General features: G+C 69.4%; 24 protein-coding genes and 1 tRNA gene. 10 read left to right on the forward strand and 15 right to left on the reverse strand.

Going from position 1 to position 26,381, the window contains the following annotated elements; translation table 11 throughout:
* Positions 1 to 43: 43 nt before the first annotated feature.
* The 8 genes from prfA to ABZ796_RS18165 all read right to left on the reverse strand — a co-directional run bounded on the left by prfA (position 44) and on the right by ABZ796_RS18165 (position 8,549).
* A complete protein-coding gene (gene prfA / locus ABZ796_RS18130) occupies positions 44 to 1,123 on the reverse strand; it encodes a peptide chain release factor 1 (protein WP_357338677.1) in 1,080 nt (359 codons plus the stop codon).
* An 87-nt stretch (positions 1,124 to 1,210) separates the two neighbouring features.
* Complete coding sequence (rpmE, locus tag ABZ796_RS18135; protein WP_350832694.1) at positions 1,211 to 1,423, reverse strand: 50S ribosomal protein L31; 213 nt, start codon at positions 1,421 to 1,423, stop codon at positions 1,211 to 1,213.
* Positions 1,424 to 1,555: 132 nt separating this feature from the next.
* The gene (rho, locus tag ABZ796_RS18140; RefSeq protein WP_357338678.1) at positions 1,556 to 3,298 is read right to left on the reverse strand and encodes a transcription termination factor Rho; all 1,743 of its coding nucleotides are present in this window, start codon (positions 3,296 to 3,298) and stop codon (positions 1,556 to 1,558) included.
* 212 nt (positions 3,299 to 3,510) lie between these two features.
* Positions 3,511 to 4,434 (reverse strand): homoserine kinase, encoded by a 924-nt coding sequence (gene thrB, locus ABZ796_RS18145; RefSeq protein ID WP_357338680.1) that lies wholly within the window; start codon positions 4,432 to 4,434, stop codon positions 3,511 to 3,513.
* A 5-nt stretch (positions 4,435 to 4,439) separates the two neighbouring features.
* Positions 4,440 to 5,513 (reverse strand): threonine synthase, encoded by a 1,074-nt coding sequence (thrC, locus tag ABZ796_RS18150; RefSeq protein ID WP_357338681.1) that lies wholly within the window; start codon positions 5,511 to 5,513, stop codon positions 4,440 to 4,442.
* Complete coding sequence (locus ABZ796_RS18155; protein WP_357338682.1) at positions 5,513 to 6,826, reverse strand: homoserine dehydrogenase; 1,314 nt, start codon at positions 6,824 to 6,826, stop codon at positions 5,513 to 5,515. The genes thrC and ABZ796_RS18155 overlap by 1 nt, the downstream gene beginning before the upstream one ends.
* A gap of 62 nt (positions 6,827 to 6,888) precedes the next feature.
* The gene (locus ABZ796_RS18160) at positions 6,889 to 7,833 is read right to left on the reverse strand and encodes a zinc-binding dehydrogenase (RefSeq protein WP_357338683.1); all 945 of its coding nucleotides are present in this window, start codon (positions 7,831 to 7,833) and stop codon (positions 6,889 to 6,891) included.
* A 53-nt stretch (positions 7,834 to 7,886) separates the two neighbouring features.
* Entirely contained in the window at positions 7,887 to 8,549 is a 663-nt protein-coding gene (locus ABZ796_RS18165) for a hypothetical protein (RefSeq protein ID WP_357338684.1), read from the reverse strand.
* 81 nt (positions 8,550 to 8,630) lie between these two features.
* Here ABZ796_RS18165 and ABZ796_RS18170 point away from each other — a divergent pair, with 81 nt between their 5' ends.
* The gene (locus ABZ796_RS18170; RefSeq protein ID WP_357338685.1) at positions 8,631 to 9,203 is read left to right on the forward strand and encodes a hypothetical protein; all 573 of its coding nucleotides are present in this window, start codon (positions 8,631 to 8,633) and stop codon (positions 9,201 to 9,203) included.
* Positions 9,204 to 9,311: 108 nt separating this feature from the next.
* Here the strand turns inward: ABZ796_RS18170 and lysA are convergent, their stop codons facing one another.
* Positions 9,312 to 10,700, reverse strand: a complete 1,389-nt coding sequence (gene lysA / locus ABZ796_RS18175; RefSeq protein WP_357338686.1) for a diaminopimelate decarboxylase — start codon at positions 10,698 to 10,700, stop codon at positions 9,312 to 9,314.
* Positions 10,701 to 10,848: 148 nt separating this feature from the next.
* Positions 10,849 to 12,513, reverse strand: a complete 1,665-nt coding sequence (gene argS / locus ABZ796_RS18180; protein WP_357338688.1) for an arginine--tRNA ligase — start codon at positions 12,511 to 12,513, stop codon at positions 10,849 to 10,851.
* Positions 12,514 to 12,599: 86 nt separating this feature from the next.
* Here argS and ABZ796_RS18185 point away from each other — a divergent pair.
* Positions 12,600 to 12,672, forward strand: a tRNA-Arg gene (locus ABZ796_RS18185).
* A 118-nt stretch (positions 12,673 to 12,790) separates the two neighbouring features.
* Positions 12,791 to 13,936, forward strand: coding sequence for an AAA family ATPase (locus tag ABZ796_RS18190; protein ID WP_357338689.1), 1,146 nt, complete (start codon positions 12,791 to 12,793; stop codon positions 13,934 to 13,936).
* 38 nt (positions 13,937 to 13,974) lie between these two features.
* Here the strand turns inward: ABZ796_RS18190 and ABZ796_RS18195 are convergent, their stop codons facing one another.
* Complete coding sequence (locus ABZ796_RS18195) at positions 13,975 to 14,181, reverse strand: DUF4287 domain-containing protein (protein ID WP_357338690.1); 207 nt, start codon at positions 14,179 to 14,181, stop codon at positions 13,975 to 13,977.
* 101 nt (positions 14,182 to 14,282) lie between these two features.
* Between ABZ796_RS18195 and ABZ796_RS18200 the strand changes: the two genes are divergently transcribed.
* The 3 genes from ABZ796_RS18200 to ABZ796_RS18210 all read left to right on the forward strand — a co-directional run bounded on the left by ABZ796_RS18200 (position 14,283) and on the right by ABZ796_RS18210 (position 15,745).
* The gene (locus tag ABZ796_RS18200) at positions 14,283 to 14,888 is read left to right on the forward strand and encodes an acetoacetate decarboxylase family protein (protein WP_357338691.1); all 606 of its coding nucleotides are present in this window, start codon (positions 14,283 to 14,285) and stop codon (positions 14,886 to 14,888) included.
* 176 nt (positions 14,889 to 15,064) lie between these two features.
* The gene (locus ABZ796_RS18205; protein ID WP_357338692.1) at positions 15,065 to 15,412 is read left to right on the forward strand and encodes a VOC family protein; all 348 of its coding nucleotides are present in this window, start codon (positions 15,065 to 15,067) and stop codon (positions 15,410 to 15,412) included.
* Positions 15,413 to 15,466: 54 nt separating this feature from the next.
* Positions 15,467 to 15,745, forward strand: a complete 279-nt coding sequence (locus ABZ796_RS18210) for a MazG-like family protein (RefSeq protein WP_357338693.1) — start codon at positions 15,467 to 15,469, stop codon at positions 15,743 to 15,745.
* On the opposite strand, the gene ABZ796_RS18215 is transcribed toward ABZ796_RS18210, so the two are convergent.
* On the reverse strand, positions 15,742 to 16,518 hold the full coding sequence (locus ABZ796_RS18215; protein ID WP_357338694.1) for a lysophospholipid acyltransferase family protein: 777 nt from the start codon (positions 16,516 to 16,518) through the stop codon (positions 15,742 to 15,744). The two genes, ABZ796_RS18210 and ABZ796_RS18215, sit on opposite strands and share 4 nt — an antisense overlap.
* A 134-nt stretch (positions 16,519 to 16,652) precedes the next feature.
* Between ABZ796_RS18215 and ABZ796_RS18220 the strand changes: the two genes are divergently transcribed.
* The gene (locus ABZ796_RS18220; protein WP_357338695.1) at positions 16,653 to 17,510 is read left to right on the forward strand and encodes an alpha/beta fold hydrolase; all 858 of its coding nucleotides are present in this window, start codon (positions 16,653 to 16,655) and stop codon (positions 17,508 to 17,510) included.
* On the opposite strand, the gene ABZ796_RS18225 is transcribed toward ABZ796_RS18220, so the two are convergent.
* A complete protein-coding gene (locus ABZ796_RS18225) occupies positions 17,488 to 18,435 on the reverse strand; it encodes an LCP family protein (RefSeq protein ID WP_357338696.1) in 948 nt (315 codons plus the stop codon). The genes ABZ796_RS18220 and ABZ796_RS18225 overlap by 23 nt on opposite strands.
* Positions 18,432 to 19,085 (reverse strand): hypothetical protein, encoded by a 654-nt coding sequence (locus tag ABZ796_RS18230; RefSeq protein WP_357338697.1) that lies wholly within the window; start codon positions 19,083 to 19,085, stop codon positions 18,432 to 18,434. Before ABZ796_RS18230 ends, ABZ796_RS18225 begins: the two co-directional genes overlap by 4 nt.
* 220 nt (positions 19,086 to 19,305) lie before the next feature.
* Here ABZ796_RS18230 and ABZ796_RS18235 point away from each other — a divergent pair, with 220 nt between their 5' ends.
* Positions 19,306 to 23,052 (forward strand): multifunctional oxoglutarate decarboxylase/oxoglutarate dehydrogenase thiamine pyrophosphate-binding subunit/dihydrolipoyllysine-residue succinyltransferase subunit, encoded by a 3,747-nt coding sequence (locus ABZ796_RS18235; protein ID WP_357338698.1) that lies wholly within the window; start codon positions 19,306 to 19,308, stop codon positions 23,050 to 23,052.
* Positions 23,053 to 23,227: 175 nt separating this feature from the next.
* Here ABZ796_RS18235 and ABZ796_RS18240 read toward each other — a convergent pair whose 3' ends face one another.
* A complete protein-coding gene (locus ABZ796_RS18240) occupies positions 23,228 to 25,399 on the reverse strand; it encodes an MMPL family transporter (protein ID WP_357338699.1) in 2,172 nt (723 codons plus the stop codon).
* Between the two features lie 77 nt (positions 25,400 to 25,476).
* On the opposite strand from ABZ796_RS18240, the gene ABZ796_RS18245 reads away from it, so the two are divergent.
* Both ABZ796_RS18245 and ABZ796_RS18250 read left to right on the forward strand, forming a co-directional pair.
* A complete protein-coding gene (locus ABZ796_RS18245) occupies positions 25,477 to 26,172 on the forward strand; it encodes a TetR/AcrR family transcriptional regulator (RefSeq protein WP_357338700.1) in 696 nt (231 codons plus the stop codon).
* A 13-nt stretch (positions 26,173 to 26,185) separates the two neighbouring features.
* The gene (locus ABZ796_RS18250; RefSeq protein ID WP_357338702.1) at positions 26,186 to 26,362 is read left to right on the forward strand and encodes a DUF6104 family protein; all 177 of its coding nucleotides are present in this window, start codon (positions 26,186 to 26,188) and stop codon (positions 26,360 to 26,362) included.
* Positions 26,363 to 26,381 lie beyond the last annotated feature (19 nt).

A 26,381-nucleotide genomic window follows, 5' to 3' on the forward strand; every position in this document is an offset into this window, starting at 1 on the left:
CGCAGTCACCCAGTGACTGCGACCTTCGACGTTGTGGTGGTCCTCAGGAGTCGAGGGAGGCCAGGCGGGCCGCCAGGTCGGCGTCCACGGCGCTGCCGATCACCGGCTCCAGGTCACCGTCGAGGACCTGGTCGAGGTTGTACGACTTGTAGCCGGTGCGGTGGTCGGAGATGCGGTTCTCCGGGAAGTTGTAGGTGCGGATGCGCTCGGAGCGGTCGACGGTGCGCACCTGGGAGCGGCGGGCGTCGGAGGCTTCCGCGTCGGCAGCATCCTGGGCCGCCTGGAGCAGGCGGGAGCGGAGCACGCGCATGGCCTGCTCCTTGTTCTGCAGCTGCGACTTCTCGTTCTGCATCGAGACGACGATGCCGGTGGGGATGTGGGTGATCCGGACCGCCGAGTCGGTGGTGTTCACCGACTGGCCGCCGGGCCCCGAGGAGCGGTAGACGTCGATGCGGAGGTCGTTGTCGTTGATCTCGACATCGATGGGCTCCGCCTCGGGAACCACCAGGACGCCGGCCGCGGAGGTGTGCACGCGACCCTGCGACTCGGTGACCGGCACCCGTTGGACACGGTGTACGCCGCCCTCGAACTTGAGCAGGGCATAGGGCGCCCGGCCGGGCTCGGAGGTGCCCTTCGCCTTCACCGCGACGGTGACCGACTTGTAGCCGCCGAGGTCGGACTCGTTGGCGTCGAGGAGCTCGAGCTTCCAGCCCTGACGCTCGGCATAGCGCGTGTACATCCGCAGCAGGTCGCCGGCGAACAGCGCCGACTCCTCACCGCCCTCCCCCGACTTCACCTCGAGGATGGCGTCCTTGTCGTCGGTCGGGTCACGGGGCACGAGCAGGCGACGGAGCCGCTCCTCGGCCTCCTCGCGCTGCGGCACCAGCGCCTCGGCCTCCTCGGCGAACGCGGGGTCCTCCCCCGCCAGCTCACGGGCGGCCTCGATGTCGTCACCGAGCTGCTGCCAGGAGCGGTAGGCGTCGATGATCGAGCTCAGCTCGGCGTACCGCTGGTTGAGCTTCTTCGCCAGGCGCGCGTCGGCATGGGTCTCCGGCTCGGCGAGCCGCTTCTCCAGCCCCCCGTGCTCCTCGATGAGCCCTTCGACTGCTTCGAACTGTGACATCTCCGCCTCGCTTCCTACGCCGGTGAAACCCTCCGAACACACCAGCGCCGGCCACCTGCGGATGCAGGGGCCGGCGCTGGGAGGCAGCTACTTGTTGCGCTTGCCGAAGCGAGCCTCGAAGCGAGCCACACGACCGCCGGTGTCGAGGATCTTCTGCTTGCCCGTGTAGAACGGGTGGCAGTTGGAGCACACGTCGGCGCGGATGGCGCCCTCGGCCACGGTGCTGCGCGTGGTGAAGGAGTTGCCGCAGGTGCAAGTGACCTGGGTCTCGACGTACGTCGGGTGGATGTCGGTCTTCATGAGGTTCCTCTCAAGACATGGGGTTCCGGGTCGCCTCCGCAGGTTGCGGGACGTGAACCGGCACCGAGGATTCAGTGTATGTGAACGCCTGGAGCCGCCAATAATTCCCGGCGGCCCCAGGACGCACGGCACTCAGCTCTTGGTGACCTCGTTGAGCAGCACCATGTTGGTGGCGGACCCGGCGACCTTCTCGACCAGGACCGAGGCGGCCTTGGCCCCGTCCAGCGTGGCCAGCGAGGCGCGCAGCTTGCGCACCGCGTCACCCTCGCCGCCGGTGAAGAGCAGATCGTCGCGGCGGGTGCCGGAGGCGTGGACGTCGACGGCGGGGAAGATCCCGGCCTCCGCGTAGTCCTCGCTCAGGCGCAGCTCGGAGTTCGCGGTGTCCTTGAACGCCTCGAAGATGATCTCGTCGGTCTTCGAACCGGTCTCGACCGCGGCCGTGGCGAGGATGGTCAGCGAGCCGCCGTCCTCGATGTTGCGGGCCGCACCGAAGAACCGCTTGGTCGGGTAGAGCGCCGCGGAGTCGACGCCGCCACCGAGGATCCGGCCCGATGCCGGGACGGAGAGGTTGTAGGCCTTGCCCAGTCGAGTCAGCCCGTCGAGCAGGACGACCACGTCGTGGCCGAGCTCGACCAGACGCTTGGCCCGCTCGATGGCCAGCTCGGCGACGACGGTGTGGTCGGCGGGCTGACGGTCGAAGGTGGAGGCGATGACCTCACCCTTGACGCTGCGCTCGAAGTCGGTGACCTCCTCCGGGCGCTCGTCGACGAGCACCACCATCAGGTGGCACTCGGGGTTGTTGGTGGTGATCGCTCCGGCGATCGCCTGCAGGACGGTCGTCTTGCCCGCCTTCGACGGCGAGGCGATCAGGCCGCGCTGGCCCTTGCCGATCGGCGCGATCAAATCGATGACCCGACCGGTGACCGGGTCGGAGCCGCCCTCGAGGCGGAGCCGCTGGTCGGGGTGGACCGGCGCGAGCTTGTCGAACTCGACGCGGTGCTTGGCGACCTCGGGGTCGGCACCGTTGACCGAGTCGATGCGCACCATCGGGTTGTACTTCTCCTTGCGCTCGCCCTCGCGGGGCTGACGCACCTGGCCGACGATCGCGTCGCCACGGCGCAGGCCGAGACGCTTGACCAGCGACAGGGAGAGGTAGACGTCGTCGGGGCCGGGCAGATAGCCGGAGGTGCGGACGAAGGCGTAGTTGTCGAGTACGTCCAGGATGCCTGCCGCGGGCACGAGCACGTCGTCCTCGAGGACGGTCGTGTCCGGCTCGCCGCGACCCGGGCGGTTGCGGTCGCGGTCGCGACCCCGACGACGACGGTTGCGGCGGCTGCCACCCTCACCGTCGTCATCGCCCGTGTCGTCGGCCGACTCCGCGGGCCGCTCCTTCTGGGCGTCCTCGTTCTTCTTCTCGGCGGCAGGCTGGCCGGCCTTGGCCGGACCCTTGCCCTGGCCACCGCCGGCGGACTGGCCGCCCTGGCCGCCCTGACCGCCCTGGCCACCGCTCTTGTTCTGGTTCTGGTTCTGGTTGCGCTGGCGACGCGGGCGCTGGGGGCCCTCGCTGCCGGCGTCAGCAGCCTCGGCGGACTTCTCCGCGGGCTTCTCGGCCGGCTTCTCTGCGGCCTTCTCCACAGGCTTCTCAGCGGCAGGCTTCTCGACCTTCTCGACCTTCTCGACCTTCTCGGCCGTCGCCGACTGCGCACGGCTGCTCTGCGCAGCCTTGATCGCGTCGATCAGCTGGGCCTTCTTCATCGAGTTCGCCCCGGTGATACCCATACCGTTCGCCATCGCCTTGAGATCGGCGAGGAGCATTCCGCCAAGGCCACCGCGCTTCTTCGGGGCTGCGTTCGGCTCCGGCGCAGTGGATTCCATGGTTTCAGTCACGTGAGTCCTTTCCCACGTATCGCCGATCGGCGTACGACGCCGACGGCTCGTTTGTCAGAACCCCTGACGCGCCGGTGCGCGCCAAACGAAGTGGCACGGCACGAAAGGGGGATAGCACACCCGCAGGCCTGAACGGCCCAACGGATGTATGTCCAGGCTAACACGCATGGCACCCCTCAGAGCAGGGGCCCGGACGCGGCTCAGAGGATGCGTACGCCGTCCATGTCGACGCTCAGCGCATGACAGGTCCAGCCGGCCGGACAGCGGCCGGTGAGCTTGGTCGTCTCGGCCGACTCCACACCGCTGCTGAACGCCAGCACGGTGGGTCCGGCGCCGGAGACGATCGCCGCGACGCCGTCGGCGCGCAGCTCGTCGACCAGGGCGAGCGACTCCGGCATCGCGGGCCGGCGGTACTCCTGGTGGAGGAAGTCGCGGGTGGCGCGGTGGAGGTGTTCGGGCGCATCGCACAGCGCCGCGACCAGGAGAGCCGTACGTCCGGCATCGGCCGCTGCGTCGGAGTGTGGGACGGTCTCGGGCAGCAGGCTGCGGACGGTCTTGGTCTCGACGCCGGTCGCGGGGACGAAGACGACGACGCTGACCCTCGGGTCGACGGCGGTGCGGACCGCGAAGAAGCCCTCGTCGTCACCCGCGATCGTGAAGCCGCCGTGGAAGGCAGGCGCGACGTTGTCGGGGTGCCCCTCGATCTCGGCGGCCTTCTGGAACAGGGTGTCGTCGTCCAGGATCAGCTCTCCCCCGGCGACCAGGGCCCGAGCGAGCACGAGGCCGCCGATGATCGCGGCCGAGGACGAGCCCAGACCACGCGCGTGCGGGATCCGGTTGCGACAGTGCAGCCGGAGGCCCGCCGGCTGCTTGCCGATGATCTCGAAGGCGGCCCGCATGGAGCGGACCACGAGATGGGACTCGTCGAGCGGGACCGTGTCCTCGCCCGCCCCCTCGACGGTGACCTCCAACGTCGATTCCCCGGAGATCGAGCCTGTCGAGATCACCTCGCCGGTGAGCTCGTCGCGCAGGTCGAGCGCGAGTCCCAGCGAGTCGTAGCCGGGGCCGAGGTTGGCGGAGGTGGCCGGGACGGTGACGGTGACCGGGCCTTCAACGAACGTCATCGGTGCTACGCGAGCCCTGCTGCTGCCGCCGCGGCCTCGAGGTCGGCGTCGATGATGATCTCGGGCAGCTCACCGAAGAACTCCAGCGCGGTGGCGGTGTCCTTGAGCCCGTGGCCGGTGACGGTGATGACCGTGGTGGCCCCGGCGTAGGTATCCCCCGCCTCGAGGTCGGCAAGGAGCCCGGCGACACCGGCCGCCGAGGCGGGCTCGACGAAGACGCCGTCGTTGCGGGCGAGCAGCGCCTGGGCGGAGAGGATCTGGTCGTCGGAGAGCGCCCGGAAGCGGCCACCGGACTTGGCGGCCGCGGCCTCGGCGAGCTGCCACGAGGCCGGGTTGCCGATGCGGATCGCGGTCGCCCTGGTCTCCGGGTGCTCGACGGGGTGGCCGAGCACGAGCGGCGCCGCGCCCTCGGCCTGGAAGGCACGCATGACCGGGGTCTTGGTGGCGTGGCCGGCCGCTGCGTACTGCTCGTAGCCGAGCCAGTAGGCGGAGAGGTTGCCGGCGTTGCCGATGGGCATGAGGTGGTAGTCAGGGGCATCGCCGAGGCGGTCGACGACCTCGAAGGCGGCCGTCTTCTGGCCCTCGAGGCGGACCGGGTTGACGGAGTTGACCAGCGCGACCGGGTAGCTGTCGGCGAGCGCGCGGGAGAGCTTGAGGCAGTCGTCGAAGTTGCCGCGTACCTTGACCACCTCGGCGCCGTGGACCAGCGCCTGGGCCATCTTGGCGGCGCTGATCTTGCCGTTGGGGACGAGCACGACCGGGGTGATCCCGGCCTTGGCGGCGTAGGCGGCCATCGAGGCGCTGGTGTTGCCGGTCGAGGCGCAGACCACGGCCTTGGCGCCCTCGTGGACGGCGACGGAGATCGCCGCGGTCATGCCGCGGTCCTTGAACGAGCCCGTCGGGTTCTGGCCCTCGACCTTCAGCCACACCTCGCCCTTGGTGGCGCCGGAGAGCCACTCGGAGTGGACCAGCGGGGTGCCGCCCTCTCCGAGCGTCACCGCCGGGGTGTCCTGGGGGATGTCGAGGAGGGTGCGGTACTCCTCGATCACGCCGCGCCATTGCTTTGTCGGGCCGGTCATCAAACTGCTCCTTCTACGCGCATCACCGAAGCGACGTCGCGGACGAACTCCATCTCGCGCAGGTGCTGCACGGTCGCCGCGAGCGCGGCATCGGGGGCCTCGTGGGAGACGACGACGAGCTGGGCGTCCTCTCCCCTGCCTTCTTGGCGTACGGCCTTGATCGAGACGCCGTGCTCGGAGAAGGCGGTCGCGACGGCGGCGAGCACGCCGGCCTTGTCGGCCACGTCGAGGCTGACGTGGTAGCGGGTGACGGTCTCGCCCATCGGGCGCACCGCGCGGGCGGCGTAGGCGGACTCGCCGAAGCCACGGGTGCCGAGGACCTTGTTGCGCGCGATCGTGACCAGGTCGCCCAGGACGGCGCTCGCGGTGGGATCGCCGCCCGCGCCCTGGCCGTAGAACATCAGGTCGCCGGCCGAGGCGGACTCGACGAAGACGGCGTTGTAGGCGCCGCGTACGGTCGCCAGCGCGTGCGTGCGCGGGATCATCACCGGGTGGACCCGCGCCGAGACGTCGTCGCCGTCGAGCTCGGCGATCGCGAGCAGCTTGACGACGCTGCCCATGGCCTTGGCCGAGGCGACGTCGCCGGCGGTGACCTCGGTGATGCCCTCGCGGTAGACGTCGCTGGCGGTCACCCGGGTGTGGAAGGCGAGGCTCGCCAGGATCGCGGCCTTGGCGGCGGCGTCGAAGCCCTCGACGTCGGCGGTCGGGTCGGCCTCGGCGTAACCCAGGTCCTGGGCTTCGGCGAGGGCCTCGTCGAAGCCGGCACCGTAGGTGTCCATCTTGTCGAGGATGTAGTTGGTGGTGCCGTTGACGATGCCCATCACCTTGGTGACGTGGTCGCCGACGAGCGAGTCGCGCAGGGGGCGCAGGATCGGGATCGCGCCGGCGACTGCGGCCTCGTAGTAGAGGTCGGTGCCGGCCTTCTCGGCGGCCTCGTAGAGCGTCGGGCCGTCCTCGGCCAGGAGCGCCTTGTTGGCGGTGACGACGCTGGCGCCGTTCTCCAGCGCCTCGAGGATGAGGCCGCGGGCCGGCTCGATGCCGCCGATCACCTCGACCACGAGGTCGACGTCGTCGCGGGCGACCAGGCCGTGGGCGTCGGTGGTGAGCAGCTCCGCGGGCACCTCGACGTCGCGAGGAGCGTCGAGGCGGCGTACGGCCACGCCCTTGATCTCCAGCGGCGCACCCACTCTGGCGGCGAGATCCGCATCGCCCTCGAGCAGGAGCCGGACCACCTGGGACCCCACCACACCGCAGCCGAGGACGGCGACGCCCAGGGGATCGACGGCGTGCGCGGTCGTCTTGTTGCTGCTCACGCGCCCAAGGGTATCCGGGACGGGCTCCAGGGTCCGACTTCCGCTCTAGGCGCGGACACCTCTCACGTCAGGAGCACGACCTTGCCGGTGGTCTCTCGCGCCTCGAGCGCACGATGGGCGTCTGCCGCCTCGGCGAGCGGGAAGGCGGAGCCGACGTACGGCGAGCGGGTGCCGTCCGCCGCGGCCTCGAGGGAAGCCTGCTCGAACTCCTTGATCCGGCCCTGGACCCAGGGCCCGAGGATGTCGATGATCTTCGCGCCGCCCTCGTAGCCCTCCTGGTCGCCGGAGAAGCGGACCATTCGCCCCTCGTTCTCGAGGTGGGCGTAGACCTGCCTGGGTACGTCACCCCCGACTCCGTCGAGAAGGACGGTGATCCGTGGCTCCTCTTCACGAAGCCGCTCGAGCCAGCCGTCCGTGCGGTAGTCGATCGCCGTCTGCGCACCGAATCCGCGGGCGATCTCGAGCTTGGCGTCCGAGCCGGCGAGACCCACCGCACGAGCGCCCGCGTTGCGGATGCCCTGCAGCAGGATCGCGCCCATGCCACCGGCCGCCGAGGTGACCACGACGACGTCGTCGGGAGTGATCTGGGCGGCCTCGAGCACCGCCGCCGAGGTGCGGCCGGTGCCGATCGCGGCGACGGCCTCCGGCGACCCCAGACCGTCGGGGCGTCGGTAGAGCTGCGTCTCGTCCGCGACGGCGAGCTCGGCGTAGCCGCCGCTGCTTCCCGGGCCGAGGTGGGCGACGACCTTCGCGGCCCGCCAGGCTTCGTCGACGCCCTCACCGAGTTCGTCGACCACGCCCGCGACCTCGCGGCCGGGAGTCATCGGGAGCTCCGGCCGCGGCATCGTCGGCGGCAGGTCGCCCGCCCTGATCGAGGTGTCGAGACGGTGGACGCCGGCCGCCTCCACCCTGATGCGTACCTGGCCCGGACCTGGTCTCGGGTCGGGCACCTCCTCGAGGCGCAGGACCTCCGGTCCACCGAACTCGTGCTGTCTGATCGCTCGCATGTGTCGAGTCAACATGCTCAAGTTCACTTGAGGTCAAGAGATTTGCGGAGATCTCAGGCGAGCTCCGGGATCGGCCGGAGCACCGCGGCGACATCGCGCGCCAGACGTACGCGACGGAGCAGCTCCTCCGCGTCCGGCTCCACGTCGGTGGTCACCGTGATCGCATCGTTGCGGGCCACCACCCACAGCCGCTCGTCGACGACGTGGCTGGCGAACCGGGACAGCGACCGCGCATGCTCCTCGTCGGCGGCGATGACGGCGCCGTCGGGGGTGGTCACGTTGGTCTTGGCGCGGAACTCCGGCGGGAAGAAGACCGGCGTGGGCACCCGGCCGGTGCCGGTGTTGCCCGAGCCCGGCGAGAGCCCGATCATCGCGGCCGTCTTCGGGAGGTGGGCGGGGACCCGCACCACCACCCAGCGGGCCGGTCGCCAGGGACCCTTCCCGGGAGACGCCTTGCCGTGCCAGTACTCGACGAGGATGCCGTCGCAGGTGCCGTCGACCACGAAGTCGCAGCGCTCGGCGCGTACGTCCGGACCCAGCACCTCCCACCGCACCGGCCGCTGCGCGGCGGCCTTGCCGGTCACCACCGGCCAGCCGAACGTCTGCGCCGCCCGGGTCACGCTGTCGCGCCGCTCCTTCGTCAGCCGGGCGAAGGAGGCTCGCGGCGCCTGGGACGGCGCCGCGAGCGTCCTTTCTGAGTAGACCCCCCTCGGCATGCGGACCATCGTAGGCTCACGGACCCCGTGATTTCGGGAAGGCGAAACCGAATTTCGTACGCCGCGCGGTTTGATGGGTGCGTGCTGTTCCCCAACGCCGACCTCGAACGCATCCGCACCGGCGAGGTCGACCTCGCCTTCCGCCGCTGGAAACGTCCGATGCATGTCGCCGGCGGCCGCCAGCGCACCCGGATCGGCGTGGTCGAGTTCGTCTCCGTCGCGCCGGTCTCGTCCGATGCGCTCACCGAGGACGACGCCTGCCGTGCGGGCACGACCCTCCCGGACCTGCTGGCGTTCCTGTCCCGCAAGGACGGCGACGTCTATCGGATCGAGATGCGCTACGGAGGCGACGACGAGCGGGTCGCCCTGCGCGCGAGGCGCCCCGGGAAGAAGGAGACCGCCGCGTTGGTCGCGAAGCTGGCCGACATGGACCGGCGCAGCCGCCGCGGCCCGTGGACACGGGAGCACCTGGAGCTCATCGAGGCCCGGCCCGGCGAGCTGGCCGAGACCATCGCGGCCTCGATCGGACGGGAGAAGAAGCCGTTCAAGGCCGACATCCGCCGGCTCAAGGAGCTCGGCCTCACCGAGTCCCTCCCCGTCGGCTACCGCCTCTCACCCCGTGGACGGGCGGTGCTTCGGGCGCTGCGGGCGTGAGGAATGTTCGTCTAGGTATGCAGCCGAACCGTCGCTTCCCTGGTGGAACTCCACAGGGGAAGCGACGGTTCGGCGACATACCTAGACGAACCGCCCGCCCACGTCGCCTCAGCCCAGGTCCGTGGCGAAGAGGTCGTCCTCGGTCTCGCGCCGGACGATGACCCGGGACTCACCGTCGCGGACCGCGACGACGGGCGGCCGCAGGGCGTGGTTGTAGTTGGAGGCCATCGAGCGGCCGTACGCACCGGTGCCGGGGACCGCGATCAGGTCGCCGGGGGCGATGTCGGCGGGCAGGAACTCGTGCTTGACCACGATGTCGCCGGCCTCGCAGTGCTTGCCGACGACGCGACCGAGCACCGGCCCGGCCGACGAGGACCGTCCGGCGAGAGTGGCGGAGTAGTCGGCGTCGTAGAGCGCAGTGCGGATGTTGTCGCTCATCCCGCCGTCGACGCTGACGTACGTCCGGGTGACGCCGCCGTCGAGGGCGACCTCCTTGACCGTGCCGACGGTGTAGACGGTGCACATCGACGGCCCGACGATCGCGCGACCGGGCTCGATCGAGAGGTGGGGCACCGCGAGGCCGAAGCCACGGCACTCGTGCTCGACGATCGCGGTGAGCTCCTCGGCCAGAGCCTTGGGCGTCGAGGGGTCGTCCTGGGTCGTGTAGGCGATGCCGAAGCCGCCGCCGAGGTCCATCTCGGGCAGCTCGGTGCCGAGCTCGTCCCGGATCCGCGCCTGCAGCGCCAGCACGCGCCGGGCGGCGACCTCGAACCCGGAGGAGTCGAAGATCTGGGAACCGATGTGGGAGTGGAGCCCGCGCATCTCGACGTTCGGGGCGTCCAGCAAACGGCGTACGGCCTCGAAGGCGTCGCCCGAGGAGATCGAGAAGCCGAACTTCTGGTCCTCGTGGGCGGTGGCGATGTACTCGTGCGTGTGGGCCTCGACGCCGGCGGTCACCCGCACCATGACGCGGGCGGTGATGCCGGTCTCGGCAGTGATCGCGGCGACCCGCTCGACCTCGTCGAAGGAGTCGACGATGATCCGTCCGACGCCCGCGACGATCGCCCGGCGCAGCTCCATCGGGGTCTTGTTGTTGCCGTGGTAGCCGATCTTCGCCGGGTCCACCTCGGCCCGAAGCGCGACCGAGAGCTCGCCGTTGGAGCAGACGTCGAGGCAGAGCCCCTCCTGCGCCACCCAGCGCGCCACCTCGGTGCACAGGAACGCCTTGCCGGCGTAGTAGACGTCGTAGCCGGTGAAGGCGTCACGGAAGGCGCGGGCGCGCTCGCGGAAGTCGGCCTCGTCCAGGACGTACGCAGGGGTGTTGATGTTGGCGACCAGGTCAGGCACCGCGACGCCCCCGACCGTGAGGACACCGGTCGCATCCTTCGACGCCGTCGCCGACCACAGCGCCGGCACCAGCGCGTTGACGTCCTCCGGCTCACGCAGCCATACCGGCGACGTCCCGGTGAACCCACCGGGCGAAACATGCGAGCTCATCCCCGCTCCTCTCCACGCCGAGTCGGCGCACATTCACGTATCGATCCGCCGAGTCGGCGCATCTTGACCAATTTCCTTGCCGAGTCGGCTCGTCATGACGAGCCGACTCGGCGGGAAATCCGGTCAGGATGAGCCGACTCGACGATTGTCACATCCGCTCGGGGGCGGAGACGCCGAGCAGCCCGAGGCCGTTGGCGAAAACGGTGCGGGCCGCGGAGACGAGCGCCAGCCGGGCGAGGTTGACGGGCGCGACCGGCTCGTCGCCCTTGGGCAGCATCCGGCAGTCGTCATCGTCGTACCAGCGGTGGAAGATCCCCGCGGTGTCCTCGAGGTAGCGCGCGACCCGGTGCGGCTCGCGCAGCTCGGCGGCGGTCGCGACCACACGCGGCAGCTCGGCCAGCGCACGCAGCAGCTCACCCTCGCGCTCGTGGGTGAGCAGCTCCGGCTCGAAGGTGTCGAGGTCGATCTCCATGCCCAGGTCGGCCGCGTTGGCCATCATCCGGCAGGTGCGCGCGTGGACGTACTGCACGTAGTAGACCGGGTTGGCGCTGTCGGCCTTGGCCCACAGGTCGAGGTCGATGTCGATGTTGGAGTCGCTGGAGTAGCGGGCCAGCGCGTAGCGGGCCGCGTCCACGCCGATCGCCTCGACGATGTCGTCGATGGTGACCACGGTGCCAGCACGCTTCGACATCCGCATCGGCTGGCCGTCCTTGAGGAGGTTGACCATCTGGCCGATCAGGATCTCGAGGTTCTCGTGGGGCGTGTCGCCGAAGGCGGCGCACATCGCCATCATCCGGCCGACGTAGCCGTGGTGGTCGGCGCCCAGCATGATGAAGCACCGGTCGAAGCCGCGCTCGCGCTTGTCGAGGTAGTAGGCGAGGTCGCCGGAGAAATACGCCCCGTTGCCGTCTGCCTTGATGACGACGCGGTCCTTGTCGTCACCGAACTTCTCGGTCGCCAGCCAGATCGCGCCGTCCTTCTCATAGACGTTGCCGAGCTCGCGGAGCTTCTCGATGGCGCGGTCCACGGCTCCGGACTTGTGGAGGTTGTCCTCGTGGAAGTAGACGTCGAAGTCGACGTTGAAGTCGTGCAGGCTCTGCTTGATCTCGGTGAACATCAGGTCGACGCCGATCTCGCGGAACACCTCCTGCGGGTCCGCGGCCTCGAGCGCATCGGGGCGCTTGGCCAGCACCTGCTTGGCGATCTCCTCGATGTACGCCCCGCCGTAGCCGTCCTCCGGCACCGGCTTGCCCTGCGCCCAGGCCAGGAGGCTCCGGGCGAACCTGTCGATCTGCCCGCCGTGGTCGTTGAAGTAGTACTCCCGGGTGACCTCGGCGCCGGACGCCTCCAGGACACGGCCCAGCGCGTCACCGACCGCAGCCCAGCGAACACCACCGAGGTGCAGCGGGCCGGTCGGGTTGGCGGAGACGAACTCCAGGTTGATGTTGTGGCCCTTGAAGGCCTCGTTGTTGCCGTACGCAGCGCCGGCGGCGACGATCTCGCCCGCCAGCTTGCCCTGGGCACCGGCCTCGACGGAGATGTTCAGGAAGCCCGGACCGGCGATCTCGACATCCGCGATCCCGTCGGTCGCCTTCAGCCGCTCCGCGACCTGCTCCCCCAGCGCACGCGGGTTCATCCCCGCCTTCTTGGCCAGCTGCAGCGCCACGTTGGTCGCGTAGTCGCCGTGCCCCTTCTGCCGGGGTCGCTCCACCGTGACAGTGCTCGGTACGCCGTCGGGAAGGGTGATCGCACCCTCATCGACGAGCGCGGTGAGGACATCGACGACCGCGGTGGAAAGCTGCTCAGGAGTCACGGGGTCCAGCGTATAAGCGCCAGTCGGTTTCACCGTTATCCGTCCCAGCCTGTAGGGTTCCATCTGCACTGCTCAGGCGGTGCACTGCCTCCGTAGCTCAGGGGATAGAGCGCCGGTTTCCGGTACCGTAGGCCGCAGGTTCGATTCCTGCCGGGGGCACAGTTGAAACCGCTGGGTGACCAGCGGTTTCTCTCATTTCAGGCCGAGCAGGCGGCATCGGACAGGTGGCAGCCTACGGCGTCCCTCTGAGCTGCTCTAAACCGTTCGAAGAGTGTCGGTGCTCGCCCGTAGAGTCGAGGCCGACTACGGAGGGAAGAGCTTGCAGAGCATTCGTGAAACCGGGCTGGACGTACGCGTCGACACCACTGACCACGACCTTGTCGAGGCTGCCACGCTGGCCGACATCGTCGAGGGCCTGCGCAGCCGTGCCCTGAACCGGTCAACAGTGGTGAGCCGCGACTTCGCCGCCCCTCTCGAAGAGACCGTTCCCTCGGGATTCACGGTGGTCCGCACCGACAGGCGCAGCCGGTTCGCCTTCGCGTACGCCACGGCAGCCGGCGCCGCGCTGACCATCCACGTCACCGAGCGCACGAACGTGGCGATCTACGCCGACACCGACCAGCGCCTGTTGGACGTGACGAACGACGTGGCCGCTCTGCTGGCGGTTCATGAGCCTCCTGAGTCCGACGAGCTCGACATCAAGGTGTGGGCCGAGGGCTTCAAGGGAGAGTTCGACTCCCTGCACATCCCCAAGGAGCCCTGGGAGGTGAACCGCCGCAACTACGCGACTTCGACTGCCCGAGGGATCGACCCCCTCATGGAGATGTCCACGGCACCTTCCGGGGGCAAGCTCCTGCTCTGGTACGGCTCGCCGGGCACGGGCAAGAGCCATGCGGTGACCAGTCTCGCCTCGGCGTGGGCCCCGTGGTGCGAGACCCACCTGGTCACCGATGCCGAGCAGTTCTTCACCGATCCGACATATCTCCGATCCATCGTGGAATCTGGGTCCCACCGCAACGTGCCGCACTTCCTCCACTCCTACGCCGACGGGGACGACAAGCCCACGAAGGCGAAGCTCATCGTCTGCGAGGACGCGGACGAGTACCTGCGCGTCGATGCTCGCGAACGCTCAGGACCGGCGCTCGGGCGGCTTCTCAACCTCACCGACGGTCTCTATGGACGCGATCGCGACTGCTACGTGCTGCTCACGACGAACGACGACATCGCCCGGCTGCACCCGGCCGTCGTGCGCCCCGGTCGCTGCCTCTCGCAGGTCGAGTTTGCTGCGCTCCCTGCCGCCGAGGCCCGCGCGTGGGCCAGTGACCCGTCAGTGACGCATGACATGACCATCGCCGAGCTCTTCGCCCGTGGTGGCGGGCACCGCGTCGAGACCACCACCGAGCGCATCGGCGCGTATCTCTGACCTGACCACCGGCATTGGGTTCAACGCACACACTCGGGTCACAGGCCCTCGGCGAGGGTGTGGGCGACCAGGGCGTTGGCGTGACCGTGCCCGAGGGCGTACTCGGTCTTCAGATGGGTCACGAGCTCCATGTGCTTGGTGATCCCGCTGTCACGGATGATCTGCTGCCACTCCGCGATCGGGCGGCCGTACTTCTTCTCGATGGACGGGAAGTAGGAGGCGGGGCCCTTCACCTGGTCGGTCATCTCTGGTCTCCTTGGGTGACTCGTGGCGACGATCGCCACCTACGCGTCGAATGATGCTCGACCGCTTCGACACGGCCCACCAAAATATTCGGGAGACCCACGTGACCAGCTATCCCCCAGCCCCTTGGCACATGCACGGATCGATGTGGCTCTCGGTCTACCGGCTCGCCCACGACGCCGACGAGCGTCACCCGAAGGGCATCTACGCCGTCGCCCTGGTCGACTACACCGAGCCGAGCCCGCTGACCTATCACGAGCTCCTCTCGGCCCGGGTGATCACCGCGTCCAATGGGAAGAAGGCGGTCAGCGTGGTCGACATCTGGGTGGACTCCCCCGACTCCGTGGCCGGCGGACGTACGTTGTGGGCGATCCCGAAGGGACTGGCCAAGTTCAGCGGGGGCGCGTCCACCAAGGGGCCGCTGGCGACCCACACCTGGGAGGCGAGCGACGACGAGGGTCCGATCGCGACGGCCAAGTTCAACGATGTCACCCAGATCGCTCCGCGCCTGCCGATGCAGGGCAGCGTGGAGCAGCCGGGCATCGAGGAGCACCCCGACACCGCCTGGCTCACGATGAAGGGCCGCGCCAAGCTCCTGCCCGCGCGCGGGAGCTGGAACTTCGACCCCGACGGCCCGCTCGCCTACCTCCGCGATGCCACCAAGCTCGGCTCCTTCCGTGGCAAGGGCTTCGAGATCGCCTTCGGCTGAGTCCTGAGGAGCTGCGGATCGGGCGATCCTGACGCGGAACGGCTGGGTCTCGACCCGCTTCGCGGGTTCGCAGGCTCACCCGCTGCGCTTGCTCGACCTCCTCGCGTAGCGCCGCCGCTCGTCCCTCGCGGCGCCGCAGGCTCGGATGTCGGTGGTCGCGGGTAGCGTCGAGCGGCATGAATGCACGCCACATCGACTACCTCGAGCTCGCGGTCGCCGACCTCCCGAGCTCCCGCACCTTCTACGAGTCCGCCTTCGGCTGGTCCTTCAACGACTACGGCGGGATGTACGCCGGGATCGTCGGGCCAGACGGCAAGGACGAGAACGGCGGGATGTACGTATCCGAGGCCCCCGTCGCGCCGCTCCCGCTGATCCGGACGACCGACCTGGAAGCAGCGGTGGCGGCGGTCGAGAAGGCCGGCGGCACGATCGCCGAGCCGCCCTACGACTACCCCGGAGGGCGCCGGTTCATCTTCACCGATCCGTCCGGGAATCGGCTCGGCGTCTACCAGCCCGGCGAGTAGTCCTTAAACCTAAGGCTCGACCGAATTACGGGAACCGCCCTAGACTCCCACCGCATGACCGACGCTACGCCGGCTCTGCTCGCGTACCTGTCCCGGTGGCTCGATGAGTCCCAGGGCGATCGCGACGTGGAAGCCGTTCTCTGGGGGAGAGTTGCGAAGGTGAGCGAAGAGGCCGGCGAGGCGATCGCCGGACTTGTCGGAGCCACCGGGCAGGATCCCCGACTGAGTCCATCTCTGGGAAACATCCACAGCTACGACGACGTCGTCGGTGGGTTCCTCGATGTCGCCATCACCGCGATGACCGCGGTCGAGCACGCGGGCGTCCCCACCTAGGCCTTCTTCTTATTGGCCAGCCGCTTCGCAGTCTTCCGCTGAGCGCGCAGCCGGCGCTCCTCGGCGTACATCGCCTCGGCCTCCTCGAGCGTCGGGGCCGAGCCGCCGTACGCCTTTGGCAGCCACCACGAGCCCGGGGGCTGCTCCTCGGCGGGGTGCGCCTTGATCAGCCGGTCGAGCATGGCCTCCATCTGCGACTTGAGCGCAGCGGTCTCGGCGGCCGGGTCCTCACCGGTCACCGGCAGCGGCGGCCCGATCTCGATGCCGATCGTCTTGTGACGCGACAGGTCGACCTTCTGACCCTTGGTCATGATCCGCTGGGTGCCCCACAGCACGACGGGGATCAGCGGGACCCCGGCGTCGGCGGCGATGCGTACGGTGCCGGTCTTGAGGTCCTTGATCAGGAACGAGCGCGAGATGGTGGCCTCGGGGAAGATCCCGACGACCTCTCCGTTCTGGAGGTACTCGACGGCCTTCTTCATCCCGGCCGCGCCGTAGCTGCGGTCGATCGGGATGTGGTGGAACGAGCGCATCACCGGGCCGCCGACGGGGTGGTCGAAGACCTCCTTCTTGGCGATGAACCGGGTCAGCCGGCCGCGCTCCACACCCGGGAACCCGGCCATGACGTAGTCGACGAAGGAGAGGTGGTTGACCGCCAGCAGGGCACCACCGGACTCCGGGATGTGCTCCGCGCCGGTCATGTTGATCTTGATGTCGCCGAGCTTGAACCAGGTGCGAGCGGCGGCGATCGTGACCGGATAGCTGATGTCCATGGGCGAATCGTGTCAGATCGGCGTGAACGCCGCCCGACTAGCCTCGCCGACGTGAGCGAGCGCCAGCGAGTGAACCAAAGAAACAACACGCGACCGCGTCCGTATCCTGGCGCTCGCGTCACGGAGGTGGTCGCGTGAGCACCCTTTACGTGACGACCACCGACGGGCTCCGGGTGGCCGTCACCGACTTCGGGTCTCCCGGCGACACCCGGCCGACGCTGGTCTGCGTCCACGGATACCCCGACAACTCCAGCGTCTGGCTCCCGCTGGTCAGGATCCTCGGCAGCGAGCTGCGGATCGTGACCTACGACGTACGCGGCCACGGCAGCTCCCAGGCACCGGCGACGCGCGAGGGCTACCTGATCGAGCAGCTCAACGCGGATCTGCACTCCGTCATCGACGCGGTCAGCCCCTCGGAGCCGGTGCACCTGCTCGGCCACGACTGGGGCTCGACCCAGACCTGGGATGCGGTCGCCGGCAACGTGCCGTCCGAGCGGATCGCGTCGTTCACCTCGGTCTCGGGGCCGAGCCTCGACCAGACCGGGGCCTGGCTGCGTACGCCCGGCGGGACCGCCCGCGGCGTCCTCGAGCGTCTCAAGCAGGGTGTCGAGTCGACCTACATCGGGATCTTCCTGGCCCCGCTGCTCCCCGAGCTCGCCTGGCGCTCCGGGTTCCTCGACCGGGTCGTCGGCGGCTCGGCCGTGGACCGCACCCGGGCCGACCGGATCAACGGCCTCGAGCTCTACCGCGCCAACGTGACCGCCCGGATGGGGCGCCCGCAACCGCGGCCGGTCACCGTCCCGGTCCAGGTCATCGCCCCGGTCGGTGACGCCTACGTCAGCCGGGCGCTGGCGACCGAGGCACCGCGGCCGTACGTCACGGACCTGACGGTCCGCGGGGTCGAAGGCTCACACTGGGTGGTCGCCGATCACCCCGAGCGGATCGCTTCGCTGGTGCGCGACTTCGTCCTCAGCCGCGGCAGCCGCGGTTGAGGCGGCCGTCGTTGCGCGCGTCGTTGCCCATCGCCCGGGCCGCCCCGACGTTGGGGAAGACGACGCTGGCGGCGCCGGCGTTGCCGATCCCACCGGGAACGACGCAGGTCCGGACCTTGCTCGGGTTGATCGCGGCGACCGCGCTGGCGAGCTGGTAGAGGTCACGGCCGGAGAGGCCGGTGGTGTGCATCTTCTTCATCACCAGCGAGACTCCCTTGGCCTTGAAGCCGATGTCGTACTGCCGGGCGACGATCTTGCGGTGGATGCCGCGGATCACCCGGGACTGGTTGGCCGAGCGGTCGAAGTCGCCCCCGGGCAGCGTCTTGCGGGCCCGGGCGAAGTCGACCGAGTGCGGCCCGCTGATGTGGATCCGGCCCTTCTTGAAGCCGTAGGGCGCGACGTACGGATCGCTGAAGGCACGCGGGTTGTCGACGTCGACGCCGCCGATCCCGATCACCATGTCGCTCATCCCGGAGAAGGAGGTGACGAAGACGTACTGCGGCTGAACGCCGACCAGGTTGCCGACGGCGCGGCCCATCAGCTTCGGGCCGCCGTAGAGGAGCGCCGAGTTGATCTTGTCGCGCCCGTGGCCGGGGATGTTGACGTAGGAGTCGCGCGGGATGCTGATGTCGGTCGCATAGCCGGAGGACGGGTTGAAGCCGATCAGGTGCAGCGCGTCGCCACGGGTGCGGGTGACCTTCTGGCCGGGGCGGGCGTCCGAGCCGACGGCGAGGACCCAGATCGTGCCGCCCTTGCGGGTGAACTTGGCGACGTCGAGACCCTTGGCCCACTTGGTCGCGATCAGTTCCGCGCGCGGCTCGGCGACCTCGGCGTCGGGCACCAGGACCGCGGTCAGCGCGAGCACCACACCCAGCGCGAGCGTGGTCAGGATGCGGCGGCGCAGGACCGTCGTCATCCGGCTCATGACTTGTCTCCCGAGGGGCTCGGCGAGGCGGACGGAGGCGTGTCCAGCTTCTCCTCGCGGGTGATGTTGAAGCCGAAGACGGCCCAGGAGGTCTTGGTCGGCACCATGTCCAGGGTGCCGCGGACGGTCTGGCGCGCGACGCGGTCCCCGGTGGTGTCGTAGACCAGCCGCACTCGCGCGACCGCACCGACCGGGTAGTTGTTGTTGGCCAGCAGGTCGACATGGATGTCGCTGGCGGCCACCTCGACCCCGTCGATGTGAGGAGCGATCGTGGCGTTGCTCATCAGGCTCATCTGCTTGCCCGCCTGGGCGATCGCGACCTTGGAGAAGCCCGGAAAGGACTTCGCGGTGAAGGTGGAGGTCGCGCGCGGGTAGTCGCCCCCGACGTACGCCGCCTGCAGCCATCGGTCGACGGCCTTGGCCACGTTGGTGGCGACCGCCTGGTGCCTGCTCCTGGGGAACTTGCCCTGCACGTGGACGAGCTTCGCGGCCGACTTCACCGTGGTCGCGGGAGTCGGCGACGGGGACGGCGAGGAGGCCGACTTGTCAGGCTCGCCGCCGCATCCGGTGAGCGCCAAGGTGCTGCTCAGGGCCACCGCCGTGAGTGCCGTTGCGACGCGCAGAAGGCGCCGCGTACTGCTGCTCGTCATGTGGGGAATCCGCCTCATCGACCTGCTCCGGGACCGGGCCACTGTACGCATACCGACCCGGGTTGCAAGTACACCCGGTAGGTAACGCAAGATGTGGGACGGATTACATCCTGTCCACAGGGAGAGCCTGCGTCGGGCATTTGCGTGTTCGGGGGGATAGCCTTGCCCGTGGGCAACCCATTTCTTACAGTGCGAAAATTCGGAAGAGGCGAATCAAGCCGTGTCCTCAGGCACCCCGTCCCCCAACACTGCCGACATCCCAGCGGAATTCGGCGCCAACGAGTGGCTGGTCGAGGAGATGTACGACCAGTACACGAAGGATCCCAGCAGTGTTGACCCCGTGTGGGTGAAGTTCTTCGAGACCAACGGACAGCCCGGCGCGTCGCCGAACGGCGCCGCGGCCAAGGCGACGCCCGCCGCAGCCCCCGCAGCCAAGGCTCCGGTCTCCCCCGCGCCGGCCACCGCGCCCGCGCCGACCACGCCCGCCTCCGCCGAGGCGCCGGCGGCCAAGGCGGCTCCGGCTCCCAAGGCCAAGCCGCGCCCGGCCGCGCAGGCCGCCGAGCCGGCCACGGGCACCGCGACGCCCACTCCCAAGGACGCCCCGAAGCCGACCGCTGTCGCCGTCACCGACGAGCCGACCTACACCACGCTGCGCGGCATCCCCGCCGCCACGGCCAAGAACATGGACCTGTCGCTCTTGGTGCCGACCGCGACCTCCGTGCGCAACATGCCGGTCAAGCTGCTGTGGGACAACCGCACGGTCATCAACAACCACCTCAAGCGCGCCCGCGGCGGCAAGGTCTCCTTCACCCACCTCATCGGCTACGCCATCATCAAGGCGATCAAGGCGATGCCGGCGATGAACAACACCTACGCCGAGATCGACGGCAAGCCGACCCAGGTGACCCCGCCGCACATCAACCTCGGTCTGGCCATCGACCAGCAGAAGAAGGACGGCACCCGCCAGCTCGTCGCGCCGTCCATCAAGGGCTGCGAACTGATGGACTTCGCCGGCTTCTGGACGGCGTACGAGGACATCGTCCGCAAGGCCAAGGACAACAAGCTGTCCATGGCCGACTACTCCGGCACCACGGTCAGCCTGACCAACGTCGGTGGCATCGGCACCAACAACTCGGTGCCGCGGCTGATGCAGGGCCAGGCCGCGATCATCGGCGTCGGCTCGATGGACTACCCGCCCGAGTTCCAGGGCGCCTCCCCCTCGAAGCTCGCCCAGAACGCGGTCTCGCGGATCATGACGATGACCTCGACGTACGACCACCGGGTCATCCAGGGTGCCCAGTCGGGTGAGTTCCTGGCCACCGTCCACCGGCTCCTGCTCGGGGAGAACGACTTCTACGACGAGATCTTCGCGTCGCTGCGGATCCCCTACGAGCCGATCCGCTGGAACCAGGACATCGACACCACCCACGACGACCAGATCTCCAAGCAGGTCAAGGTCGGCGAGATCATCCACGCCCACCGCGTGCGTGGTCACATGATGGCCGACACCGACCCGCTGGAGTACAAGCAGCGGTCGCACCCCGACCTGCAGATCGAGTCGCACGGGCTGACCCTGTGGGACCTCGACCGCGAGTTCCCGGTGGGCTCGTTCGCTGGCGGCCGCAAGCCGTTCATGAAGCTGCGCGAGATCCTCGGTGTCCTGCGTGACTCCTACGTCCGCACCACCGGCATCGAGTACATGCACATCCAGGACCCCGAGCAGCGCCGGTGGATCCAGGACCGCGTCGAGCGGCCCTACGACAAGACCCCGCGCCAGGAGCAGCTCCGGATCCTGTCGAAGCTCAACGAGGCCGAGGCCTTCGAGACCTTCCTGCAGACCAAGTTCGTCGGCCAGAAGCGCTTCTCCCTCGAGGGTGGCGAGACCGCGATCCCGGTCATCGACGAGGTCTGCGAGGCCGCTGCCGAGGCCGGTCTGGACGAGGTCACCATCGGGATGGCCCACCGCGGCCGCCTCAACGTGCTCGCCAACATCGTCGGCAAGTCCTACAACCAGATCTTCCGCGAGTTCGAGGGCAACATCGACCCGCGCACGGTCCAGGGCTCCGGCGACGTGAAGTACCACCTCGGTGCCGAGGGCGAGTTCCTCTCCGACCTGGGCGACACGATCAAGGTCTCCGTCGCCGCGAACCCGTCCCACCTCGAGACCGTCGACCCGGTCCTGGAGGGCATCGCCCGCGCCAAGCAGGACGTGCTCGACCAGGGCGCCGTCTTCCCGGTGCTGCCGCTGCTGGTCCACGGTGACGCCGCCTTCGCCGGCCAGGGTGTGGTCGCGGAGACGCTCAACCTCTCCCAGCTGCGCGGCTACCGCACCGGTGGCACCGTCCACCTGGTCATCAACAACCAGGTCGGCTTCACCACCTCGCCCGGCTCCTCCCGCTCCTCGCTCTACGCCACCGACGTCGCGCGGATGGTCCAGGCGCCGATCTTCCACGTGAACGGCGACGACCCGGAGGCCTGCGTGCGCGTCGCGCGGCTCGCCTTCGAGTACCGGCAGGCGTTCAACAAGGACGTCGTCATCGACCTCATCTGCTACCGCCGCCGCGGTCACAACGAGGGCGACGACCCGTCGTTCACCCAGCCGATGATGTACGACCTGATCGAGCAGAAGCGTTCGGTCCGCAAGCTCTACACCGAGTCGCTGATCGGTCGTGGTGACATCACCATCGAGGAGGCCGAGCAGGTGCTGGCCGCCTACCAGGCCCGCCTGGAGCAGGTCTTCACCGAGGTGCGCGAGGCCGACAAGATGCCGCAGGCCTGGGAGACCGTCCCGGACTACCCCGAGAAGCCTGCCGGCGAGACCGTCACCGCGATCACCAACGATGTGCTGAAGCGGATCGCGGATGCGTACGTCACCCCGCCGGAGGGCTTCACGGTCCACCCGAAGGTGATGCCGCAGCTGCAGCGCCGCGCGACCGCGATCACCGAAGGCAACATCGACTGGGGCACCGGCGAGATCCTCGCCTTCGGCTCGCTCCTGCTCGACGGCCGCCCGGTGCGTCTGGCCGGTCAGGACTCGCGTCGCGGCACCTTCGCCTCGCGTTTCGCGACCATCATCGACCGCAAGAACGCCGATGAGTGGACGCCGCTGAACAACCTGACCGAGGAGCAGGCGAAGTTCTACGTCTACGACTCGCTGCTCTCGGAGTACGCCGCCCTCGGTTTCGAGTACGGCTACTCGGTCGCGCGTCCGGACGCACTGGTCGTGTGGGAGGCGCAGTTCGGTGACTTCGTCAACGGCGCCCAGTCGGTGATCGACGAGTACATCTCCGCAGGCAAGACCAAGTGGGGCCAGGACTCCGGTGTCGTGCTGCTGCTGCCGCACGGCTACGAGGGTCAGGGTGCCGACCACTCCTCGGCGCGTATCGAGCGGTTCCTCACGCTGTGCGCCGACGAGGCCATGGTCGTGGCGCAGCCGTCCTCGCCGGCGTCCTACTTCCACCTGCTGCGTACGCACACCCTCGGCGCCGAGCACCGGCCGCTGATCGTCTTCACCCCGAAGTCGATGCTGCGCCGGAAGGAGGCCGCCTCCCAGCCGGCCGACTTCACCGCGGGCTCGTTCCAGCCGGTCATCGCCGACACCGAGGCGGACGCCTCGAAGGTCAGCACCGTCCTGCTGGTCTCCGGCCGCCTCACCTGGGACCTCACGGTCGAGCGCAAGAAGCGGGAGCGCGACGACGTCGCGATCGTCCGCGTCGAGCAGCTCTACCCGTGGCCGACCGAGCAGCTCGCGGCCGAGCTCGCCAAGTACCCCGACGCGAAGGTCAAGTGGGTCCAGGACGAGCCCTTCAACCAGGGCCCGTGGCCGAGCTACTACCTCAACGTGGTCCCCGAGCTGGGTCGCGAGGTCGAGCCGATCACCCGCACGGCCTCCTCCACCACCGCCGTCGGCACCATCAAGCGGCACACGGCCGAGCAGAAGGAGCTCATCGACCGCGCGTTCGCCTGATCGCCCTGCCAGCGGAGCGCGACGTAGGAGCGCTCCGCGTCGGCCGGGCGGGTTGAGCGAGCGCACGGCCGAGCCTGCGAGGCCGTGACCGCGAGTCGATACCCGCACAGCACGTACGAAAGGTCCCTCGGTGCGAGCACCGAGGGACCTTTCGTACGTCCTCACCCCGGTCGACTCAGACGGGGACCGGGACCGGCTCCTCGCTGAGCCCGACCTTGCGGTGCAGGCGCCGCAACGGGCGGGGCGCCCACCAAGCGGCTTCGCCGAGCACCCGCATGGCCGCCGGGAGCAGGATGCCGCGGATCAGGACCGCGTCGATGAGGATCGCCAGCCCGACCCCGAGGCCGAAGAACTTCATGAAGCTGATGTCGCTGACCATGAACGCGAAGAAGCTGGTCGCGATCAGGGCGGCGGCCGTGGTGACGATCCGACCGGTGTGAGCCAGCCCCTGCACGACCGCCTCGACGTTGCCCAGACCACGTCGGCGCATCTCGGTGATCCGGCCGAGCACGAAGACCTCGTAGTCCATCGACAGGCCGAAGGCGATGACCAGCAGCAGGACGACCATCGAGACGTTCAGCGGCATGGCGGTGAAGCCGAGAAGGTCGGCGCCGAAGCCCTCCTGGAAGATCACCACGGTCGTCCCGACGGTCGCGCCGAGGCCGATGACGTTGAGGACCAGCGCCCGGAGCGGCTGGACCAGGCTGCCGGTGAACAGGAACAGGATCACCACCATCGCGATCGCGAGCCCGCCTGCGGCGAACGGGAGCTTGGCGCCGATCGCGTCCAGGGAGTCCAACAGCTCCGCCGCGCCGCCACCGACGAGAGCCTCGGTCCCGGCTGGTGCCGGGACGGCACGTACGTCGCGGACCAGGTCACGCGCCTCCTCGGACTGGCGGTCGAGCTGGTTGACGACGGCGAGCTCGTCCGCGCCGTCACCGGGCGGGAGGGCCGGTGTCTTCGAGGCGAGGGTGCCGTCGACGTACGTCCCGACACGGGCGTCGACACGGTCGACGTCGGCGACCCGGGAGAGGTCGGCGGCGTACGTCACCAGGCTCGCGTCGTCGACGGCCGAGGTGGTCACGACGCGGATAGGGCTGGTGCCGTCGCCGTCGAACTCCTCGCGAAGCAGGTCGCCGGCCTGGCGGCTCCCCGCCGATGCCGGGAGAACCCTGTCGTCGGGGGTGCCGAACTCGATCCCGGCCAGTGGCGCGGCCATCGCGAGCAGAACGGCCACGACGGGGAGCGCGACCCACGGCTGCCTGGTGACGGAGCGGGCCAGCCGGGTCCAGAACGGGGCCGCGCCACCGCGCAGACCGCGTACGCCGGGGACGCGGAGGGCGTCGATCCGATCTCCCAGGAGGGTGATCGTGGCAGGGAGCAGCACGACCGCGACCACGGCGGTGATCACCATGACCCCGATGCCGGCGTACGCCGAGGAGCGCAGGAAGTAGAGTGGGAAGAACAGCAGCGAGGCCAGTGAGACCGCGACCGTGGTGGCGCTGAAGACGATCGTCCGGCCGGCGGTCTCCACCGCGCGCACGACGGCATCGGCGTGCTCCGCTCCGGCGGCCCGCTCCTCGCGGACCCTCGCCACCATCAGCAGGCCGTAGTCCACCGCGAGGCCGAGCCCGAGGCCGGTCGTCAGGTTGAGGGCGTAGATGGAGACGTCGGTGAAGTTGCCGAGCACCGAGAGCTCGGCGAAGGTGCCGGCGATGGCGAACCCGCCGACTCCGATGGTGACGAAGGCGGCGACGACGTTACCGAAGGCGAGGACCAGCAGCGCGATCATCAGCGGGATCGCGATCGCCTCGGCGAGACCCAGGTCGGCGCCGATCTGGGTGCCGACCTCCTCGAAGGTCGCGAGCTGACCGCCGACGTGGACCGTCGTGGCCCCATCAGTCGCGGTCTCGTCGGTGTAGCGGTCGATCACCGCGGCGGCGTCGACGCTGTCCGGGTTCTTCGCGCCGACGGAGATCAGTCCGTGGGTGCCGTCGTCCGAGACCATGCCGGGACCGGGGGCGTCGAGGTAGGAGGCGACGTCGGTCAGGTCGTCATCGGCTCGGAGGCGATCGACGAGCGCCTGAGCGTCCTTGGCGGCGGTGCCCTCGGTCACTGCGCCGTCGGCGGCGCTGACAGTCAGGAGGAACCCGGCCTCGTTGCCGAACCCCTCCTCCAGCGCGATGGCTGCGCGGCTGCTCTCCGAGGCGGGGTCGTCGAAGCCGGCGTCGTCGAGCTTGCCGAAGGCCGAGGTGGCCAGATAGATCGCGCCGAGGAGGGCGACCAGGCCGATCACCAGGACCCGGCGCGGATTTCGCACCACAAGGGTGCCGAGTCGGTGGAACACGATTCCTCCAGAATGAATGTGGACAGGCGTAAACTTTGTAGGTGTTAACTTTCCCTTTGATGTGGGTAGGTGTCAACATGAATTCCGTGAAATCCTCAGAGAGCTCGGACGAGGGCGTCCGGCCTTACCACCACGGCGACCTCCGCAACGCGCTGGTCCATGCGGCCGCGGCACTTGCCGAGGAGGGCGGCCCGGACGCCGTGACCATCCGGGCCGCGGCCCGCGCCGTCGGCGTGACCCCGACCGCGACCTACCGCCACTTCGCCAACCAGGCCGACCTGGTCGTCGCCGCCAAGCACGAAGCCATGGACAGGCTGGCCGCGACGATCCTCGACCTCCTGGCTGCCGAGAAGCCGTCCCCGCATCCGGCCGAGGCGGCGGTGCAGCGTCTCGCCGCGGCCGGGCGCGGCTACATCCGCTTCGCGCTCGCCCAGCCCGGCCTGTTCCGGACCGCCTTCCTCCGCCCGCACGACGGAGACGCACACCCGCCCGGGGAGCTCTCCACGATCCTCGCCGAGGCCCCGCCGTACGCCTTCCTCACCACGGCCCTCGACGACCTCGTCGCAGCCGGCTGGCTGGCCCCGGAGCTTCGCCCCGACGCCGAGACGGCGGCCTGGTCCACCGTCCACGGCCTCGCGGTCCTGCTCATCGACGGCCCCTACGCCGCCTGCCCCGACGCCGAGCGCGACCGGCTCATCAACGCCACGCTCGGGATGGTCGTACGCGGTCTCTCCGGCGGCCCGGCCTCCGACTCACCACTGAACGCAGAATGAAAGACTGAGACCCATGTACTTCACCGACCGCGGCATCGAGGAGCTCGTCACCCGAAGGGGCGACGATGAGGTCACCCTCGCCTGGCTGGCCGAGCAGCTCCAGGCATTCGTCGACGTCCACCCCGAGCACGAGACGGCCATCGAGCGGCTCGCCACCTGGCTGGCCCGCCTCGACGACCCCGAGGACTGACGCCGCCGAATCCTCACCT

The sequence above is a fragment of the Nocardioides sp. NPDC047086 genome (assembly GCF_040643685.1).
In the GTDB taxonomy this organism is placed as follows: Bacteria; Actinomycetota; Actinomycetes; order Propionibacteriales; family Nocardioidaceae; genus Nocardioides.